15 protein-coding genes and 1 tRNA gene are annotated in these 18,286 nt (G+C 71.1%); 12 read left to right on the forward strand and 4 right to left on the reverse strand.

The window, feature by feature from the left end; translation table 11 throughout:
- Positions 1-177 precede the first annotated feature (177 nt).
- From TR46_RS30295 to TR46_RS40185, 4 genes are all read left to right on the forward strand, one after another.
- Complete coding sequence (locus TR46_RS30295; protein WP_042407788.1) at positions 178-1,989, forward strand: ABC-F family ATP-binding cassette domain-containing protein; 1,812 nt, start codon at positions 178-180, stop codon at positions 1,987-1,989.
- Positions 1,990-2,143: 154 nt separating this feature from the next.
- On the forward strand, positions 2,144-2,692 hold the full coding sequence (locus tag TR46_RS38410) for a hypothetical protein (protein ID WP_052433217.1): 549 nt from the start codon (positions 2,144-2,146) through the stop codon (positions 2,690-2,692).
- Positions 2,693-2,720: 28 nt separating this feature from the next.
- Complete coding sequence (locus tag TR46_RS41615; RefSeq protein WP_152626769.1) at positions 2,721-4,370, forward strand: WXG100 family type VII secretion target; 1,650 nt, start codon at positions 2,721-2,723, stop codon at positions 4,368-4,370.
- A 12-nt stretch (positions 4,371-4,382) separates the two neighbouring features.
- The gene (locus tag TR46_RS40185) at positions 4,383-5,723 is read left to right on the forward strand and encodes a S8 family serine peptidase (RefSeq protein WP_084719069.1); all 1,341 of its coding nucleotides are present in this window, start codon (positions 4,383-4,385) and stop codon (positions 5,721-5,723) included.
- Between the two features lie 1,054 nt (positions 5,724-6,777).
- Here TR46_RS40185 and TR46_RS30320 read toward each other — a convergent pair.
- Positions 6,778-7,401: a hypothetical protein gene (locus tag TR46_RS30320; RefSeq protein ID WP_042407799.1), complete on the reverse strand. Its 624-nt coding sequence runs from the start codon at positions 7,399-7,401 to the stop codon at positions 6,778-6,780.
- Between the two features lie 128 nt (positions 7,402-7,529).
- Here TR46_RS30320 and TR46_RS45420 point away from each other — a divergent pair, with 128 nt between their 5' ends.
- The 3 genes from TR46_RS45420 to TR46_RS30335 all read left to right on the forward strand — a co-directional run bounded on the left by TR46_RS45420 (position 7,530) and on the right by TR46_RS30335 (position 9,514).
- Positions 7,530-7,844 carry a type VII secretion target gene (locus TR46_RS45420; RefSeq protein WP_042407802.1) on the forward strand — a complete coding sequence of 105 codons (315 nt, stop codon included), beginning with the start codon at positions 7,530-7,532 and terminating at the stop codon, positions 7,842-7,844.
- Between the two features lie 119 nt (positions 7,845-7,963).
- A complete protein-coding gene (locus TR46_RS30330) occupies positions 7,964-9,373 on the forward strand; it encodes an alpha/beta hydrolase (RefSeq protein ID WP_152626770.1) in 1,410 nt (469 codons plus the stop codon).
- Positions 9,374-9,438: 65 nt separating this feature from the next.
- Positions 9,439-9,514: transfer RNA gene (locus TR46_RS30335), tRNA-Thr, on the forward strand.
- 74 nt (positions 9,515-9,588) lie between these two features.
- Here TR46_RS30335 and TR46_RS30340 read toward each other — a convergent pair.
- Positions 9,589-10,236: a nucleoside/nucleotide kinase family protein gene (locus tag TR46_RS30340; RefSeq protein ID WP_042407805.1), complete on the reverse strand. Its 648-nt coding sequence runs from the start codon at positions 10,234-10,236 to the stop codon at positions 9,589-9,591.
- A gap of 205 nt (positions 10,237-10,441) precedes the next feature.
- Between TR46_RS30340 and TR46_RS30345 the strand changes: the two genes are divergently transcribed.
- The 5 genes from TR46_RS30345 (at position 10,442) to TR46_RS30365 (ending at position 15,610) form a co-directional block, all read left to right on the forward strand.
- Complete coding sequence (locus TR46_RS30345) at positions 10,442-11,113, forward strand: response regulator transcription factor (RefSeq protein ID WP_042407809.1); 672 nt, start codon at positions 10,442-10,444, stop codon at positions 11,111-11,113.
- Between the two features lie 96 nt (positions 11,114-11,209).
- Entirely contained in the window at positions 11,210-12,325 is a 1,116-nt protein-coding gene (galT, locus tag TR46_RS30350; RefSeq protein ID WP_042407811.1) for a galactose-1-phosphate uridylyltransferase, read from the forward strand.
- Positions 12,322-13,323 (forward strand): UDP-glucose 4-epimerase GalE, encoded by a 1,002-nt coding sequence (gene galE / locus TR46_RS30355; protein ID WP_042407812.1) that lies wholly within the window; start codon positions 12,322-12,324, stop codon positions 13,321-13,323. The genes galT and galE overlap by 4 nt, the downstream gene beginning before the upstream one ends.
- Positions 13,324-13,349: 26 nt before the next feature.
- Positions 13,350-14,528, forward strand: a complete 1,179-nt coding sequence (gene galK / locus TR46_RS30360) for a galactokinase (RefSeq protein WP_042407816.1) — start codon at positions 13,350-13,352, stop codon at positions 14,526-14,528.
- Positions 14,529-14,656: 128 nt separating this feature from the next.
- Positions 14,657-15,610 carry a LuxR C-terminal-related transcriptional regulator gene (locus tag TR46_RS30365; RefSeq protein ID WP_439654401.1) on the forward strand — a complete coding sequence of 318 codons (954 nt, stop codon included), beginning with the start codon at positions 14,657-14,659 and terminating at the stop codon, positions 15,608-15,610.
- 16 nt (positions 15,611-15,626) lie between these two features.
- Here the strand turns inward: TR46_RS30365 and TR46_RS42705 are convergent, their stop codons facing one another.
- Both TR46_RS42705 and TR46_RS30375 read right to left on the reverse strand, forming a co-directional pair.
- Positions 15,627-16,367, reverse strand: a complete 741-nt coding sequence (locus tag TR46_RS42705) for a hypothetical protein (RefSeq protein WP_236655583.1) — start codon at positions 16,365-16,367, stop codon at positions 15,627-15,629.
- A gap of 2 nt (positions 16,368-16,369) precedes the next feature.
- Positions 16,370-18,181, reverse strand: a complete 1,812-nt coding sequence (locus tag TR46_RS30375; protein WP_042407823.1) for a phosphatidylglycerol lysyltransferase domain-containing protein — start codon at positions 18,179-18,181, stop codon at positions 16,370-16,372.
- Positions 18,182-18,286: the final 105 nt, after the last annotated feature.

Raw genomic sequence — 18,286 nt, forward strand, 5'->3', positions numbered from 1 at the left:
ACGACTGCGCAGGGGCGGTTCAGGCGATGGTCGTCGCTCCCCGAACACCTCGCCCTCGCCCGGGCGCCCACGTCATGATCGCGACTCCGACCAGGGCACGCCCCGCGCCGACTAGGCTGGAGGGGTCGCAGACGCGTCCGTCCGCGCAGCCCCCAGCCCCGCAGGAGCGCAGCACCCGTGGCAGTCAATCTCGTAACCGTCGAAAATGTCGTCAAGGTCTACGGCACCCGTGCCGTCCTCGACGGCGTGTCCATCGGCGTCAGCGAAGGCGACCGGATCGGCGTCGTCGGCCGCAACGGCGACGGCAAGACCACCCTCACCCGGATCATGGCCAAGCTGGAGGAGGCCGACAGCGGCCGGGTCACCCATGTCGGCGGCCTGCGGGTGGGCGCCCTCACCCAGAGCGACTCGCTGGACCCCGCCGCGACCATCCGCCACGAGGTCATCGGCGACATGGACGACCACCAGTGGGCCGGCAACGCCAAGATCCGCGACGTCCTCACCGGACTCTTCGGCGGCCTTGACCTCCCCGGCTTCACCCAGGGACTGGACACCGTCATCGGCCCGCTGTCCGGCGGCGAGCGCCGCCGTATCGCGCTCGCCAAGCTGCTGATCGCCGAACCCGACCTGCTGGTCCTGGACGAGCCCACCAACCACCTCGACGTCGAAGGCATCGCCTGGCTCGCCGGGCACCTGCGGGTCCGCCGGTCCGCGCTGGTCGTGGTCACCCACGACCGCTGGTTCCTGGACCAGGTCTGCACCCGGATGTGGGACGTCCAGGACGGCGCCGTGCACGAGTACGAGGGCGGCTACTCCGACTACGTCTTCGCGCGCGCCGAGCGCCAGCGGATCGCCGCGACCGAGGAGACAAAGCGGCAGAACCTGGTCCGCAAGGAGCTGGCCTGGCTGCGCCGCGGTGCCCCGGCCCGTACCTCCAAGCCCCGCTTCCGGGTCGAGGCGGCCAACGAGCTGATCGCCGACGTTCCCGAGCCGCGCGACCGCGCCGAGCTGATGAAGTTCGCCAACTCGCGGCTGGGCAAGACGGTGTTCGAGCTGGAGGACGTCACCGTCCAGGCCGGACCCAAGGTGCTGCTGGAGCGCCTCACCTGGAACCTCGGCCCCGGCGACCGCATCGGCGTGCTCGGCGTCAACGGCGCCGGCAAGACCTCGCTGATGCGCGCCATGCAGGCGGCCTGGGCCAGCGACGGCGACGTCCAGCCCGCGGCAGGACGGGTCGTGGTCGGGAAGACCGTGAAGCTGGCCTACCTCTCCCAGGAGGTCACCGAGCTCCCGGCGACGCTGCGGGTGCTGGAGGCGGTCGAGCAGGTTCGCGGCCGGGTGGACCTGGGCAAGGGCCGCGAGATGTCGGCCGGCCAGCTCTGCGAGACCTTCGGCTTCGGCAAGGAGAAGCAGTGGACCCCGGTCGGCGACCTCTCCGGCGGTGAGCGCCGCCGGCTGCAGCTGCTGCGCCTGCTGATGGACGAGCCCAACGTCCTGTTCATGGACGAGCCCACCAACGACCTCGACATCGAGACCCTCAGCCAGCTGGAGGACCTCCTGGACGGCTGGCCGGGCTCGCTGGTCATCGTCAGCCACGACCGCTACTTCATCGAGCGGACCACCGACCGGGTGTTCGCCCTGCTCGGCGACCGGACCCTGCGGATGCTGCCGAAGGGCATCGACGAGTACCTGGAGCGCCGGCACGCGATGGAGGCCGCAGCCGCTGCCGCCTCGGGTCACGCCGCCGGCGGCGCCGCGGCTGCGGCCCCCCGCAAGGGCGGCGACACCCGCACGGCCAAGAAGGAGCTCCAGCGCCTGGAACGGCTGATCCAGAAGCTGGACAAGGAGGAGACCAAGCTGCACGCGCAGATGGCCGAGCACGCCGCCGACTTCGGCAAGGTCGGCGAGCTGGACTCCAAGCTCCGTGCCCTGAAGGAGGAGCGGGACGAGCTGGAGCTGGAGTGGCTGGAACTGGCCGAGGACGTGTGACGTCTCACAGCAGTGCGGACGGCGTTCCGACAGCGGGCGCTTCGTGCACCACGGGACGGGGAACGAGATGGGGGACGGGGCGTGAGAACTGTCGTAGGTGTGAGGTAACTTTGTCTTGGCTCTGACACAGATGACGGGTACATGGAGGGGGACCATGACAGCGCCGGACCTGACAACTGAGCTCACCACGCTCACCACCTTCCGCAACCGGGTGGACGATCTACTCACCTCGTTGAACTCCAGTCCTGCCTCGACCACATCCATGGGTCGTCAGCAGTTCGACATGGAGAGCCTGGGGACGACGGTCTTCACCAACGACGGGAAGATGGGTTTCGACGAGGTCATCGACCTCTTCTCGACCTACAGCACGGTGCAGGAGCAGCTGCAGAAGCTCTCCCAGACGCTGACCGACCAGATAAACGCGATGAGCATCACGGTGAAGATCTCCCAGGTCGGCTACAACAACGTCGAGGCCAGCCAGGTGGACACGCTGTGGAAGATCCAGCAGCAGACCACCGCTGACGTCCCGCCGCCGGGTCAGACCAACCTGACGGTGCAGCAGCAGATCGACATCGCCAACGCGCAGGACGACCGGCCGCCGCACCCGCACCCGCAGACCAGCGCTACGACGACGCCGAGCAGCGACACCAGCACGTCCACCAGCAGCAGCGACACAGGCAGTTCGACCAACCGAGGGCAGTAGGCGGACCGGGGGAACGGGGAGTAAGGGCATGCGACCAGACGAGGGCGGTGGCGACTCGTGGACCGCCAACACCAACTTCGAGCAGTTCACACACGCTGATCTGCTCAAGATGATGGCGGGTGCCAACCCGCAGGCAGTCAACAAGGTCGGCAGCACGCTGGCCGAGGCCAGTACGCACATGCAGACCCTGGCGGACGACCTGGCGGCGCACATCAACGGGCTGGAGTGGGACGGCGAGGCGGGTGACTCCTTCAAGTCCTGGGCCCGTCAGGTCGTCTCCGCGACGGACACCCTCGCTGTCTTCACCAGCAACACCGCGGTGGGCATCAACATGGCGGGCGAGACGTTGAGCAGCACCCAGGTGCCGCCCATCCCGGCAGCCGACCAGGCGACGGTGGACGCCTACAAGCGCCAGTTCGGCGCCCAGACGTTCGTCGGCCCGGACGGCGAGGCCAAGGTCGCCAAGCCGCTCCTCAACACGAACTTGTCGCTCAACGGCGGCACCGCGAGCCCGGCGATCACCCATGAGGTCACCCAGGAGACCGCGTACCAGGCGCAGACGCGCCTGGACGCGGCCCACCAGGAGGCCATCGGACAGATGGAGAAGCTGGGCGGCGCGTACGTCGGCGCGAAGTCCACACTGACGGTGAGCACGATCCCGACCTTCCCGCCGACGCCGGCGGCGCTGATGCCGCCGCAGGGGAGTGGGATCGACTCATACGCTGGCAACGTCGGCGGGGTCAACAATGGCACGAGCCGTAGCGGCGTCACCGGCGGTGTGGCGACCACTGTGGGTGGAACCAAAAGCACCCGGAAAAGCGCCGAAGGTTCTACTTCGGAGGGCAATACGGGAACAAAGACCGTTCAGCCGGTTGCATCTCCCGGGTCGGGATCAGGATCTGGAACCGGGGGCGGTTCCACCGGTGGCGGTTCCACGACCCTTCAAGGTGTTCAGGACCCGAATGCTCCGTCAAGTTCCGGCGGAGGCAGCACTAACGGTGGTGGGACCGGTGGCTCCGGGGGCACCAACGGCGGGACGGGAGGCGGTGGCGTTGTCGTTCCCGTACCCGGCGGGGGAAATGGCGGCCAGGGATCCGGTGGCACCAACCCAGGTGGGCTGGGCTCGGGAAAACCGACGGATTCGGGCACCGGCGGCACCAATAACACAGGTATCGGTGGCAGCGGTGGCCGGTCGGGAGGCACTAGTGGGGAACCCGAGCCCGGGATCCACGGTGGTCTGCCCTCCACAGCCGGTGGGGGCAGCAGCCCCAATCGCGTGAAGTCGGGTGTCATCGGCGCAGAGGGGGAGGGTGCGGGCGGCTCTGCCTCGGCTCTCGGTCGAGGACGCATCGGCGGTGGAGTTGCGGGCGTCGAAGGCGCAGGAGGCGGCGCATTCAGCGGGGTCGGGGGCTCGGCCACGGGCGAAGCGGCATCCATGGCTGAGAGCGCGGGTTCGAGCACGGCACGAGCCGGGCTCGGCAGCGCCGCGGCCACCGAGGGCGCAGCGGCTGCGGCAGGCGAGCACGGCGGCAGCGGCATGATGCCGATGAGTGCCGGCGGTATGGGTGGCGGCGCTGGTGGCGGCGGCAAGCGCAAGCGTGCGCGAGCGGCCTACCTCACAGAAGATGAGGAGACCTGGGCTCCGGACGTCCAGGCCAACCCGACCGTGATCAAGTAGGTTCTTGAGCGGATGATCGAGCGCGAAGGCAAGGAGAGCACAGTGGCACGGTCCGGTGGACGATTGGTGCCTCCTGCCGTCGCAGCCTTCTGTGTGGCGGCTGCGCTGTTCATGGGCAGCGCAGCCCCAGCGCAGGCGGCGAGCCTAGATATTCGTGCCAAGGAGTGGTGGCTCACGACCATGCACGCGACTGACCAGATGTGGCCGGTCTCGACGGGCAAGGGCATCACTGTTGCGGTAATCGACAGCGGCGTGAACTCAAACCATCCGGATCTTGTGGGCCAGGTCTTGCCAGGGCAGAACTTTTCGGGGTTGCCCGGTGGGGCCACCACAGATGTGGATAAGGACAGCCATGGCACCGCAATGGCCAGCCTAATCGCCGGAACCGGGAAGGGCCTGAACGGTCGGGGTATGTACGGCTTGGCCGCAGGGGTGAAAATTCTCCCACTGCGTGTCGTGGGCCAAGGCGCCAATGAGGCAGCCTTTGCCGCGAATTACTCCCCGCAGCTCGCCGCAGCCATAAGGGCAGCAGCGGACAGCAACGCGCAGATCCTGAGCATCTCCCAGGCTCAGATGGAAGACGAACCTAGCGTTCGTAGCGCAGTGGCCTATGCACTAGCCAAGGGGAAATTGGTCGTTGCAGGGGTCGGAAACAGCGCCAAGATCGGGAATCCGATCGAATATCCGGCTGCCTTCCCCGGGGTTGCAGCCGTCGGGGCCACGAACCAACAGGGGGGTGTTGCCGACTACTCTGAGTACGGCCCTCAGGTGAACTTCACGGCCCCGGGCGATCACATGTACAACGTGTGCAACGGCCCCAGCGGATACTGCTACTCGGGGGGGACCAGCGACGCTACCGCCATCTTCTCCGCCTCCGCAGCCCTCCTCTGGTCCGCGCACCCCTCCTGGACCGCGAACCAGGTACTCCGGGTCCTCAAGAACACGGCCAGCCAGGGAGACACCCCCGGAGTTCAGGACCCGCACTTCGGCTACGGCATCATCCGTCCCCGCATCGCCCTGACCACCCCGGGCGACCCCGGTCCGGCTGACGTCAACCCGCTCACGTCCCAGGCCACGAACGCCGGTTCCGCCACCCCGAGCGCCAGCGCCGCAGCACCCACAGCATCGGGGAACCCGGCGGCGAGTGCACCGGCCAACGCCGCTCCACAGGCGGCCGCGAAGAAGTCCAGCAGTACCGGGCTCTTCATCGGCATCGGAGTCGGCGTCGTAGTGATCATCGGCGCGGCGATTGCCTTCGGTCTCACCCGTCGTCGCAACCGGCCCGGTCCGCCCCCGCCGCCGCAAACGCCGTCGAACCCCTACAACCACCTGCCGGACCCCTACCGGCAGTAGCCGAGGCCCCTGTCGGACTCCGCGCAGCCCTTGGGCCGCCCGCAGGTACCGGCAGGCGGGGTGCGCCACCGTAGGCCGGAGCGTCACCGTAGGGGGTGGCGGCGGTGCGGAGCAGGTGTGACGGCCGAGCCCCCGTCCCGACGCCGTCCCCGACGTGCGCGCTTGCTCCCGCTGAACCACCGTCACCTCCGTGGGGCACGTCGGCATAGTTGCGAGCTGGGGTGGCTCGCGGGCGCTCGCGGCGACAACCAGGCGAGGAGCCGCCTGCCCGTGCCCGGTTCCCACCGTGGGCCGGCTGGGGTTCAGTGATCGGTGCGTGTTCCTGTCGCTGTTCTTGTCCGATTCATCCGTACATGTCGCCACGGTTTCACGCACACATCACCGGAACACCACCCGTTCGGGGCGCAACCACTGCCGCAGAACCAGGCGCGGTGGACGGCATGAACGAATCGCAGCTGCGCTACTTCGCCGTGCACCACGCGGCTCCGTCAGCACGGCCACCGCACTGTCCCTGGGCTGCACCTTGCATCAACTGCGGACCTTGGTGCGGGTGCACGGCTGGAACCACCTCGCACACGGCATGCTGGCCCCACCCGAGGGCGATCCGGGACCGGTGCGACTGCGCGCGCTGCTGCAGCAGCGTCCCTATCTTGCGGTGAGCCATCGGACTGCTGCCCGCCTCCACGGCCTGCACGTCCCGACCATGCCTGGTGAGACGGCACGCAGGCCTGAACTGACCGACTCCCGGCTCGACCGCAGAAGGCACGCCATTGCCGGCGTCATCGTGCATCAGTTGCCGCTGGCCCCAGGCGATATCGCCGTGGTGGAAGGGCCGCGTGAGACCGCCGTCGCGCTGCTGGACGCCGCCCTGCACCCACGCCGCTGCACCAGGTCGCAACTGCCTGAGCATTTGCTGGCCGAGACCGGGCGGCAGGCCACCACCACCGCCCTGGCCGTGCTGACTCTCGCGGACGGACGGTCCGAGTCTGAAAACGGGTGGGATGATCCACCGTCCGATCGCACTCTCGTCCCCTCATCGGCCGGACGGTGGGGTTCAGTGGCGGAACAGGCCGGCGATGGATGGGAGGAGCTTGCGGATGTCGATGTCGCCGTGCTCCTCGTCGAAGTAGGCGACGGCGGCGAGGACCAGCAGGCGGCTGACGCGGGGGTCGTGGATCCGGACGTCGTAGCGGGAACGCACGCCGGAGCGGCGGGTCAGCTCGAAGCCCTCCGAGTCCGGGGCGCGGTAGCGCAGTCGGTGCTCCAGGAGGACGTCGGTCAGCCCGTTGTCGATGACGTTGCTCACCACGTAGGTGTGCCTGGCACGACTGCCCAGGCCGAGCGGAGTACCACGCAGCGCGCCGAGTCCCTCCTGGGTGAAGGTCCACTCCTCGTCGGTGAGGGGCCCGCCTTCCAGGCCGTCCTGGGCCCGGCGGGAGACGGTGCCGAGGCGGGTGCCGTCCGGGCCGAGGGCGATGCTGATCGCCACGCGGCCGAGCAGTTCGTCGAGGCCGGGACCGCCGTAGACCTCGTACGGCTTGATCGAGTTGACCGCGCCTTGCTTGTGCAGCCGGGCGAGCGGCTCGTCCATCTTGCCTGCGCAGACCGTCCAGGTGGTCTCGTTCTGGCGGAACTCGAACCTGACATTGAAGGAGTCGAGGGTGTCCAGGGAATTCACTGACGGCACCTTATGGCATCGCGTTCTGTTCTCACTCCTTGGGGTGAAGCGGGCCCGAACGCGCCAATCACTCTCCGTTGTCTTCTATGCTCTTTGATGACGGAGCGTTAGGGAGGGAGGGGTTTTCCATGGGGGTCGGTGAAGCAGAGGGATTGGCGGTGCGGCCGGAGGCGTTGGAGGCGGAGGCGGGTGCGCTGAACTCGGCGGCGCTGCAGGTGGAATCGGCGGTGAGGGGGTGGCTCGGGGAGGTTGCCGGAGCCGGGGGAGCGCTGTCGGGGTGGCGGACGGGGGGTGCGTTGGAGGAGTGGGGTGCGGCCTGGGGTGGGCGGTTGGGGGCGCTGGTGGCGGCGTTGGACGGGCATGCTGATCGGCTGCGGGCCAGTGCGCGGAACTACCGTGAGGCCGACGCGACGGTGCGTGCCTCGTTGGTGGTGTTGCCGTGAGTCCGGGGCCGGGGCAGGTAGCGCCGGGGCGGGTGGCGGCGGTGCCGGTTGGGGCAGTGGTCGCTGTTGGTCGGGCATGTGACGTGCTGTCGGGGGAGGTTGCCGAGCAGGCTGCCGTGGTGACCGGTGCCCGGGCTGCCACTGGGGACGACTGGCAGGGGCAGGCTGCCCTGCGGGCCGGGCTCGTTGTCGACGCCGACCGGTTGCGGCTGATCGCGGCGGGGGAGCAGATGCAGGCGATGGCCGTCCTATTGGCGCAGTGTGCAGAGGAGTTGCGCGAAGCCGGCGAGGTCGTGGGCGCGGTCCTCGACGGCGGCGGCTCCCCGGACGACGCCGTGCTCCGTGCCGCGATGGCGCGGGCGGCGGAGGTCGATGGGCGATGCTCCGCTGCGCTGTTGAGCTCTGCGGCTCAGGCACGCGACGGCAGTGCCTTGGATCTGCCGGCAGCGGCTACGCAACTCGCCGCTGTCACTGCGCTGGTGGCCGCGGAGCTGCCACCGCGCGGAAGCACTCCCGCCGAGGTCCGTGACTGGTGGGAGCACCTGGGGGCTGACGAACGGCGGATGCTCACCACCGACATGCCGCAGCTGATCGGCAGTCTGGACGGCGTCCCCTGCGCGGACCGGGATCGCGCCAACCGGTCCCTGCTCGACCGTCTCATCGACTCGGAAGGGGACGTCGACCGGCTCGCCGCTCTCACCGCCATCAGGGACCGCCTCCGGCGCCAGCAGGGCGCGTTCCCGCCGGCGCTGCTGCTCGCGATCGGGGCCGAGGGGCAGGGGCGGGCGGTGCTCGCCTTCGGCGACCCGGACCATGCCGCCGATGTCTCCGTCTACGTCCCCGGCATGGGGACGACGCTCGCCGACGTCGCCGGGAAGGACGGGGTGCGGGCTCTGGCCATCCACGACGCCGCGGCGTCGGCATCCGGGGCGCGGGGGCCGGCCGCCTCCGTCGTCTGGCTCGGCTACGACCCGCCGCCCGGACTTCCCGGCGGGGCCTCGGCGGCCCGCGCCGTGGCCGGGGCCGCCTCGTACGGACGGTTCCTGGCGGGTCTGCGCGCCACGGCGGGCGGGGCTTCGCCCCACATCACCGCGGTCGGCCACAGCTACGGGTCACTCCTGGTCGGCAAGGCCGCCCAGCGGCCCGGCGGGATCGCCGCCGACGACATCGTGCTGCTCGGCAGCCCGGGGACGGGGGCGGCCCGCGCGGAGCAGCTCGGAGTGGAGCCGGGTCACGTCTGGGCGGCCGCCGCCCCGGACGACCCGGTCACCGAGCGCCTGCCCGCTCCACCGCAGTTGCTGGCCGCCCTGCTGGCCGGACATGCGCCCGCGCTTGCGCTCCCCGTCCATCTCCACGCCGCCGGCCACGCCCAGGGCTGGTTCGGCACCCGCCCCGTCGCCCCGGCGTTCGGAGCCCGCCCCCTCCCTGCTGAAGACGGCCCCGACGGCACTCCGCACTCCCACTACCTGGACCCCGGCAGCCCCACTCTCGCCGCCCTCGCCGCCGTCGTCACCACCCCGCCGGGCTGAGGTCGAACGCGTGCGGGAGTGGATTTTGATGCGGGGGCGGTGACCAGGTATTGTCTTCCTCGTTCGCCCCTATAGCTCAGTCGGTAGAGCGTCTCCATGGTAAGGAGAAGGTCTGCGGTTCGATTCCGCATGGGGGCTCCAGCAGGACCGAAGGCCCCCGCCCATGGCGGGGGCCTTCGTCGTGTCGGCCGCTGCCGGCGTTTGCTGACCCCGGCTCAGATGCCGGGTACCACGAGGTCGTAGCGGTCGGCGGGGGTGGCCTTCACCAGGTCGCCGTTGGGGCGGTCGTTGTCCTCGACGCGGGACCTGGCCCGGGTCGGTGAGGATCCGTTGCGGCGGTGGCGGTGGTCGAGGCGGCGTTCGCGGAGGTCGTCGGGGGCCTCCACGTACCACAGCCGGTCGAGGACGCCGGCCGCCTCGCGCCAGCCGGGCTCGTCCAGGCCGAGGTAGTTGCCCTCGGTGATGACCAGGCGGACGCCGGACGCGATGACGTGCCGGGCCGCCACCGGCTCGTGCAGCAGGCGGTCGTAGTCGGGGGCGTACACGTCGTGGTCGGCCGCCTCGGCCCCGCGGCCGACGCGGCGCAGCAGCGCCAGGTACCCCTGCACGTCGAAGCTGGGCGCGGAGCCCTTGCGGTCGGTCAGGCCGAGCCGGGCCAGCTGGGCGTTGGAGAGGTGGAAGCCGTCCAGCGGCAGCAGCGCGGCCGTGCCGGGGCCCAGCCTGGCGTCCACGCCTTGGAGCAGCGCGGCCGCGAGCGTGGACTTGCCGGCCCCGGGCGGCCCGCACAGGCCGAGGAGCCGTCGCCCCGGCTGTTCGAGCAGACGGGCGGCCTCGTCGACGAGATTCTCGGGTGCGGAGTACATGGCACCAGTCTGCTCCGGTGGCACGCGTGGGGGCCGCCCGGTTCGGGCCGGCCGCCGGGGCTGTGGGCGGGGTTCGGGGGCGCCCCGAGAAATTGCGGCGCCCGCACCCGTTCGGGGGGTTCCGCTGCGCGGCATGCTGGCGGTACGTGTACGGCATGGGATGTGATGGTGCGTCACACCGAAGGCGTCACTTCTAGGGGGAATCGTGGGCGTGCGGCTTGTGGTCGTTGACGACCACCGTCTGCTGGCGGAGGCACTGGCGACCGCACTGCAGCTGAGAGGGCACCGGGTGCTCGCCGTGGGCACGCCGGTGGGGGCGGCGGCGGAGCTGGTGCTGCACCGGCGGCCCGAGGTGTGCCTGCTGGGGGTGGCGCACCCGGAGGACGGGGCGTCGTTCGACGCGGTGCGCCGGATCCGCCGCGAGCGTCCGGAGGTGGGCATCGTGGTGATGGGGGGCGCGGCGAGTCTGGGCGGGGTGGCTGCCGCGTTCGGGGCCGGCGCGGCCGGGTATGTACGGCAGGACGACCGGATAGAGGTGGTGGAGCGCGCGCTGACCCGGGTCAGGGCGGGCGAGGCCGCGGTGGCGCCGGAACTGCTGCAGGCGGCGTTCCAGCACCTGCTGCGGCCGTCGGCGGAGCCGGACGACGAGGCGGTTCGGCTGCTGCGGCTGCTGACCCGGCGCGAGGTGCAGGTGCTGATGCGGATCGCCGAGGGGGAGGACACCAGGGAGATCGCGGTGGGGATGTCCATCGCCCCCAGCACCGCACGCACGCATGTGCAGCGGGTACTGATGAAGCTGGGCGCCCGGACCAGGCTGGAGGCGGCGGCGGTGGCGGCCCGTACCGGGCTGCTGGAACGGGCCGCCCAGGAGGACTGATCGCGACCCATTCATTCAGGGGTGTTGACTCATGATGTGTTGTGTTTGAATATGTTGGTAAGGGAGTCCGTTGTAGTGTGAAAAATGGAGCGAGTAGTGAAGAAGACCAGCACTCGGATGGCCGACGGCCGCGAGTTGATCTACTACGACTCCCGTGACGACACGGTGCGCGACGACCCCGACCGGCGGCCGCTCGACGCCACCGCCACCACCTCGGAGATCCGCTACGACCCGCTGCTGGACGAGTGGGTCGTCATCGCGTCGCACCGCCAGGGCCGGATCTACCACCCGCCGGCGGACGAGTGCCCGCTCTGCCCCTCCCGAGACGGACGGCTGAGCGAGATCCCGGCGCCCGACTACGACGTCGTGGTCTTCGAGAACCGCTTCCCCTCGCTGACCACCACCGCAGCGGGCGCGCCCGACACCGTCACCGGGACACTGCCGCACCACGCCCGCCCCGGCAACGGCCGCTGCGAGGTGGTCTGCTTCACCTCCGACCACGACTCCTCCTTCGCCGACCTCACCCCCGACCAGGTCGGCCTGGTGCTGGAGGCCTGGACCGACCGGACCGCGGAGCTGTCCGCCCTCCCCGGCGTCGAGCAGGTGTTCTGCTTCGAGAACCGCGGCGAGGAGATCGGGGTCACCCTCGGCCACCCGCACGGCCAGATCTACGCGTACCCGTTCGTCACCCCGCGCACCGAGCGGATGCTCGCCAGTGCCGCCGCCCACCGCAGGCGCACCGGCCGCAACCTCTTCGACGACCTGCTCGCCGCCGAGCGCGCCGAGGGCGACCGGGTCGTCATCGCCGGGGAGCACTGGACCGCCTTCGTCCCCTACGCCGCCCACTGGCCCTACGAGGTGCACCTCTACCCCAACCGCAGGGTCGGCGACCTGCTCGCCCTCAACGACGCCGAGCGGGCCGAGTTCTGCACCGTCTACCTCGACCTGCTGCGCCGCTTCGACCTGCTGTTCGACACCGACGGCAGCGGGACGAACAAGACCCCCTACATAGCGGCCTGGCACCAGGCGCCGGTCCGCTCCGGCCTCCCCGGCACAGGCGGCGAACTGGCACTGCACATGGAGCTCTTCACCATCCGTCGTACGGTGGGCAAGCTCAAGTTCCTGGCCGGCTCCGAATCGGGCATGGACGTGTTCATCAACGACGTGTCGCCCGAGACGGCGGCGAAGCGCCTACGAGAGGTCTCCCCATGACCCCCCAGCCCGCAAAGGCCCACCAGCCCGCGAAGTACCTCGTCACCGGCGGAGCCGGTTACGTCGGCGGCGTGGTCGCCGCGCACCTGCTGGAGGCCGGTCACCAGGTCGTCGTCCAGGACGACCTCTCCACCGGGCACCGCGTGTCCGTCCCCGCGGGCGCCGAGTTCGTCCAGGGCCGCGTCCAGGACGCCGCCGACGTGCTCGACGGCTCCTTCGACGGCGTGCTGCACTTCGCGGCCAGCTCCCAGGTCGGCGAGTCCGTCGCGGACCCGGAGAAGTACTGGCGCAACAACGTCGCCGGCTCGCTGGAACTGCTCAGCGCCATGCGCAAGGCCGACGTCCGCCGGCTGGTCTTCTCCTCCACCGCCGCCGTCTACGGCGAGCCCGAGGTCAGCCCGATCGAGGAGACAGCGCGCACCGCGCCGACCAACCCCTACGGCGCCACCAAGCTCGCCGTCGACCACATGATCACCAGCGAGGCGAACGCCCACGGCCTGGCCGCGGTCTCGCTGCGCTACTTCAACGTCGCCGGCGCCTACGGCGTCCAGGGCGAGCGGCACGACCCCGAGTCGCACCTGATCCCGCTGGTCATCCAGGCCGCCCTGGGCAAGCGCCCGCACATCGCCATGTACGGCGACGACTACCCCACCCCCGACGGCACCTGCATCCGCGACTACATCCACGTCGCCGACCTCGCCGAGGCCCACCTGCTGGCCCTCGCCGCCGCCGAGCCCGGCCGGCACCTGATCTGCAACCTCGGCAACGGCAGCGGCTTCTCGGTCCGCGAGGTCGTCGAGTCGGTGCGCCGGGTCACCGGCCGCGAGATCAAGGCCGTGATGGCCGAGCGCCGCCCCGGCGACCCGGCCGCGCTGGTCGCCTCCGCCGACCGGGCCCGCACCCTGCTCGGCTGGACGCCCCGCCGCACCGACCTCGACGCGATCGTCGCCGACGCCTGGAGCTTCGCGCTCAGCCTGGAAGACAACGCCAACCAGTAAGTCCCGTCAGCCGACAAGGAGTAGCAGTGACCGATCAGCATGCCGTGGCCAAGGGGTTCGAGTCCGTGTACGGGACCGCCCCGCAGGTGGTCTGGCAGGCACCGGGGCGGGTCAACGTGATCGGTGAGCACACCGACTACAACGACGGCTTCATGCTCCCGATAGCCCTGCCGCACGCCACCCGCCTCGCCGTCGCCCTGCGCGAGGACGGCGTGCTGCGACTGCACAGCGCCCAGTCCCCGGACGGCTCCGGTGTCACCGAGCTGGTCCTGGCCGAGCTCGTCCCCGGCTCGGTCCCGGGCTGGGCCGGCTACCCCGCCGGGGTGGTCTGGGCGCTGCGCGAGGCCGGCCACGACGTCCCCGGGGCCGACCTGTACTTCGACAGCGACGTACCGGTCGGCGCGGGGCTGTCCTCCTCGGCCGCTCTGGAGTGCGCCGTCGCCGCGGCCTACAACGACCTCTGCGGGCTGGGCATGACGCCCACTCAGCTGGCGCTGCTGAGCCAGCACGCCGAGAACGAGTTCGTCGGCGTGCCCTGCGGCATCCTGGACCAGCTCGCCTCCAGCTGCTGCGCCGAGGGCATGGCCCTCTTCGTGGACGTGCGCAGCATCGACCCGGCCGAGGGCAGGACCCGCCAGGTCCCGCTCGACCTGGCCGGGGCCGGCCTGGTGCTGCTGGTCATCGACACCCTGGTCAAGCACGCCCACGCGGACGGCGCCTACGCCGAACGCCGCCGGGGCTGCGAGAAGGCCGCCGCGCTGCTGGGCCTGCCCGCCCTGCGCGACCTCCCCTACGCCGACCTGGACACGGCACTGGAGCGGCTGCCCGAGGCCGGGCTGCGCGCCCTGGTCCGGCACATCGTCACCGAGGACGCCCGGGTCGAGCGGGTCACCGCGCTGCTGGACGCCGGCGAACTGCGGGCCATCGGCCCGCTGCTCACCGAGGGGCACGCGTCGATGCGCGACGACTACCGGATCTCCTGCGCCGAGACGGACCTGGCGGTCGACACGGCCGTGGCGGCCGGTGCGCTGGGCGCGCGGATGACCGGCGGCGGCTTCGGCGGCTCGATCATCGCCCTGGTGGAGAAGGACGACGCGGACGGCGTCGCCGCGGCGGTGCGCGAGGCCTTCGCCGCGCAGGGGTGGGCCGAGCCGCGGGACTTCACCGTGGTGCCGTCCGCGGGGGCGAGGCGGTTGCTGCCCTGAAGGTGAACGCCTTTTGAAGAACAGCATGCGTGAACAACGACGACGGCGGTGCGCGATCTCGCTACCCTGAATCAACATCCGGCTGGGGGGCCGGACTGATGCAGGATCAGGGGGCAGCAGTGGCGCGTATCCGGGTCCTGGTCGCGGACGGGCACCGCATCTTCGCCGAGGCGCTCGCCACGGCGCTCGCCGCCGAACCGGATGTGGACGTCGCCGCGGCAGGCAGCGCGCAGGCCGCCGAGCGGGCGCTGGACCGTGCCGAGGCCGAGAACCGGCCGTTCCAGGTGCTGCTGGTGGACGCGGACCTCGGCCCCGGCGCCGCGGTGCCGCCGGCGGCGGGCCAGCCGAGGGTGCCGGAGGCGCGCAGGCCGCTCGCGCCGCCGCAGCGCGCCCCCGTCGTCCACCTTCCCGCCCAGCGCAAGCCGGGCTTCGGCGCGCCGCCGACCACGGGGGCACGGCCCGACACCCGGATCCCGGCACCCCGGGCGGGGGGCGGTGCGGGCGGGGGTGCGGCGGGCGCCAACGGCAACTCCGGTTCGGGGGCACCGGCGGTGGGCGGGACGGCCCCCGCACCTGTCGTAGCCTCCGCGGGGGCCGTCCCGGCGGGTGACGGCCTCAGCTTCGCCGCGCGTGCGCGTGCCGCGCACCCCACGCTGCAGGTCGTTGTGCTCGCCGTCGACGACGACCCGCGGCGGGTGGTCCAGGCCCTGCAGGCGGGGGCCGGCGCGTGGGTCGCCAAGGAGAGCTCACTCGGGCGGCTGATGGCCGTCATCAAGGGCGTGATGCGGGACGAGACGCACATCCCGCCGTTACTGCTCACCGGGGTCATCAGGGAGCTCACCGCGGCCCGGCGCGACCGCACCGAGAGCGAGCGCCTGGTCGAGTCGCTCACCCCGCGCGAGAAGCAGGTGCTGCGCTGCATGGTCGCGGGGCTGGGACGGCAGGCGGTCGCCGACCGGCTCTTCCTCTCCCCGCACACCGTGCGTACGCACATGCAGAACGTCCTGGGCAAACTCGGCGTCCACAGCACGCTTGCGGCTGTCGCCCTGGCCCGCCGCGCGGGCGTCGGCCCGGCGGACTAGGTGCACCTGCGGTGCCCTACCTGGGGGCGCGGGGAACTGCGCCGTAGACCACGGCAGACCTGCACCCCCGCTCCAGCGCCGCCAGGCACAGCGCCGACACCGTGACGAGGAAGATCGCGGCGAGGTGCTCCGCCCCCGCCAGATTCGGGTACAGCACCTGCTCCAGCACCAGCGCCACGACGGTCACGCCCCCGGTGACCCACGCGTGGTGGCGCCAGGCGACGGCGACCGCCAGAGCGACCACCGCCGCGGAGGGGCCGGTGTCGCGGACCCACGCGTCCTCCCACGGGAGGCCGAACAGCGCCGCGGGCCCCTGCTGGACCCCGTGCCGGGCATAGAGGGTGCCGGCCAGCGTCCCGGCGTAGGCGATCAGCAGGGTGCTGCGCCGTCCCAGCGTGAGCTCGGCGATCCCGAAGACCACGAAGACCTGCAGTGCGGCCCCCCAGACCGGCAGGTCCGGCGCCGGGACGAAGAGCGACAGCGGCGTCCGCGCGAGCGACTCCCACAGCGGCAGTTCCGCCCGCACCACGCCTATTCGCTCCACCAGTGCCGCGCCGCCCGCGGTGTGCTGCAGCAGTTGGAAGCCCAGCACCGCCGCCGTCGCCGCGAAGGTCATCCGCAGCGCCGCCAGCCGCTCCCGCGACAGGCTGTCCCGTACCGCCAGGTACAGCCCGCTCCACTCGGTGCTCGCGGCTGACCGCGCGACCGACAGCGTGGGCAGCTGCTGGAAGTACCCCATCCCCCGAAAATAGGACATAACTACGAAACCGGCTCCTTGGTAGCAGGTGATCTCACGTCCCCGCCCCCGCCTTTCTGCAGGGCCAGGCTGTGCCGCCGCTTGAACAGGCTCGGCAGGCTGGGCGCGGTGATGAAGCCCTCGGCCCGGGCCGAGGCGAGGCCGATCCTGGGCAGGTCGCTGCTGCGGGCGAACAGCAGGTAGCGGGGCTCCCAGATGGGCCGGTACTTGGCGTTCGCCCGATAGAGGGACTCGATCTGCCACCAGCGCGAGAGGAACATCAGCACCGAGCGCCACAGCCGCAGCACCGGCCCCGCGCCCAGCCTGGATCCGCGCTCGAAGACGGCGCGGAACATGGCGAAGTTCAGCGACACCCGCTTGATGCCGACGGTGTCGGCCTGGCCCATCAGCTCGATGACCATGAACTCCAGCAGCCCGTTGTCGGAATCCCGGTCCCGCCGCATCAGGTCCAGCGAGAGCCCGTCGCCGCCCCAGGGGACGAAGCTCAGCAGGGCCCGCAGCTCGCCCTGCCCGTCGTGGCACTCGAGCATCACGCACTGGCCGTCGTCGGGGTCGCCCAGCCGGCCCAGCGCCATCGAGAAGCCGCGCTCGGTCTGGCCGTCGCGCCAGGTGTCGGCGCGCTCCAGCAGGGTCCGCATCTCGTCCTCGGGGATGTCCGCGTGGCGGCGCACCCGGACGGTGTAGCCGGCCCGGCCGACCTTCTTGTGCGCCTGGCGCACGCCCCGCATCGCGCGCCCGTCCAGGGTGAACTCGTCCACCTCGACGATGGCCTCGTCGCCCAGCTCCAGGGCGTTCAGCCCGTGCCGGGCGTAGACGGTGCCGCCCTCTTCGCTGGCGCCCATCACGGCCGGGACCCAGGCGTGCTCGCGGGCCTGGTCCAGCCAGCGGTCGATGGCCCCCGGCCAGGCCTCCACGTCCCCGATGGGGTCGCCGGAGGCCAGCGAGACCCCGCCGACCACGCGGTAGGCCACCGCGGCCTTGCCCGAGGACGAGAACAGCACCGACTTGTCGCGGCGCAGCGCGAAGTAGCCCAGCGAGTCGCGCTCCCCGTGCCGCTCCAGCAGCTCACGCAGCCGCACCTCGTCCCGCGGGCACAGGTACTCCTTGCCCTTGGGGGAGCGGAACAGCGCGTACAGCACCAGCAGGAAGATCAACGCACTCATCGCGTTGATGAAGATGTCCACCCAGTGCGGGATGACGATGTCCTGGTAGCCGGAGCCGGACGGCGCCAGGGTGTAGACCCGCATCGCCGCGTACTGGACCCGGTGCCGCAGGAACGATCCTTCGGCCTCGTTGGTCAGGGTGACCAGCAGCGTGCCGATCAGCACACCGACCGCGCCGCCGCCGATCAGGGCGGCCAGCGCGAGCCTGGGGTTGTTGCGGTCGCCCTTGGCGCGGAACTCCCTGCGGCCCACCAGCAGGGCGATGAACATCAGCAGGGTGACGCCGGCCGAGATCCAGTTGAACCAGTGCTCCCTGACCTCCGGATAGACCGCCAGCAGGAGGGCCATCAGGACGACATAGAGGCCGACGACGACCAGGTTGAAGATCCAGGCCGCGCGCTTGCGGCGGCGCATCATCATCGCCAGGAACAGCGCCAGGGCACCCGACGTGAACCCCGCGGTGATCATGTACGGGGTGAAGAAGTCGCCGGTGTTGTGGCGGGTGACCTGGCTGTGGAAGGGGGCGGAGACGGCTCCGACGAAGTTGAGCACCGCGGCGAGCCGCAGGTACCAGACCGCGAACCCGGCAGCGCGCGGACGCCACGTCGAGAGCCGGTTCGTTACGGTTTCGGACGACACGTCTCTCCCCATCCCTTTTAGGTGCATCTTCATAATTGCATAACATTTTCGCAACGACGTCGCCCGTAACGCCGAGAGCCCGCCCCCCGAACGGCGGGGGCGGGCTCTGACTCCGGT

Source organism: Streptacidiphilus carbonis, from assembly GCF_000787775.1.
Classification (GTDB): Bacteria; Actinomycetota; Actinomycetes; order Streptomycetales; family Streptomycetaceae; genus Streptacidiphilus; species Streptacidiphilus carbonis.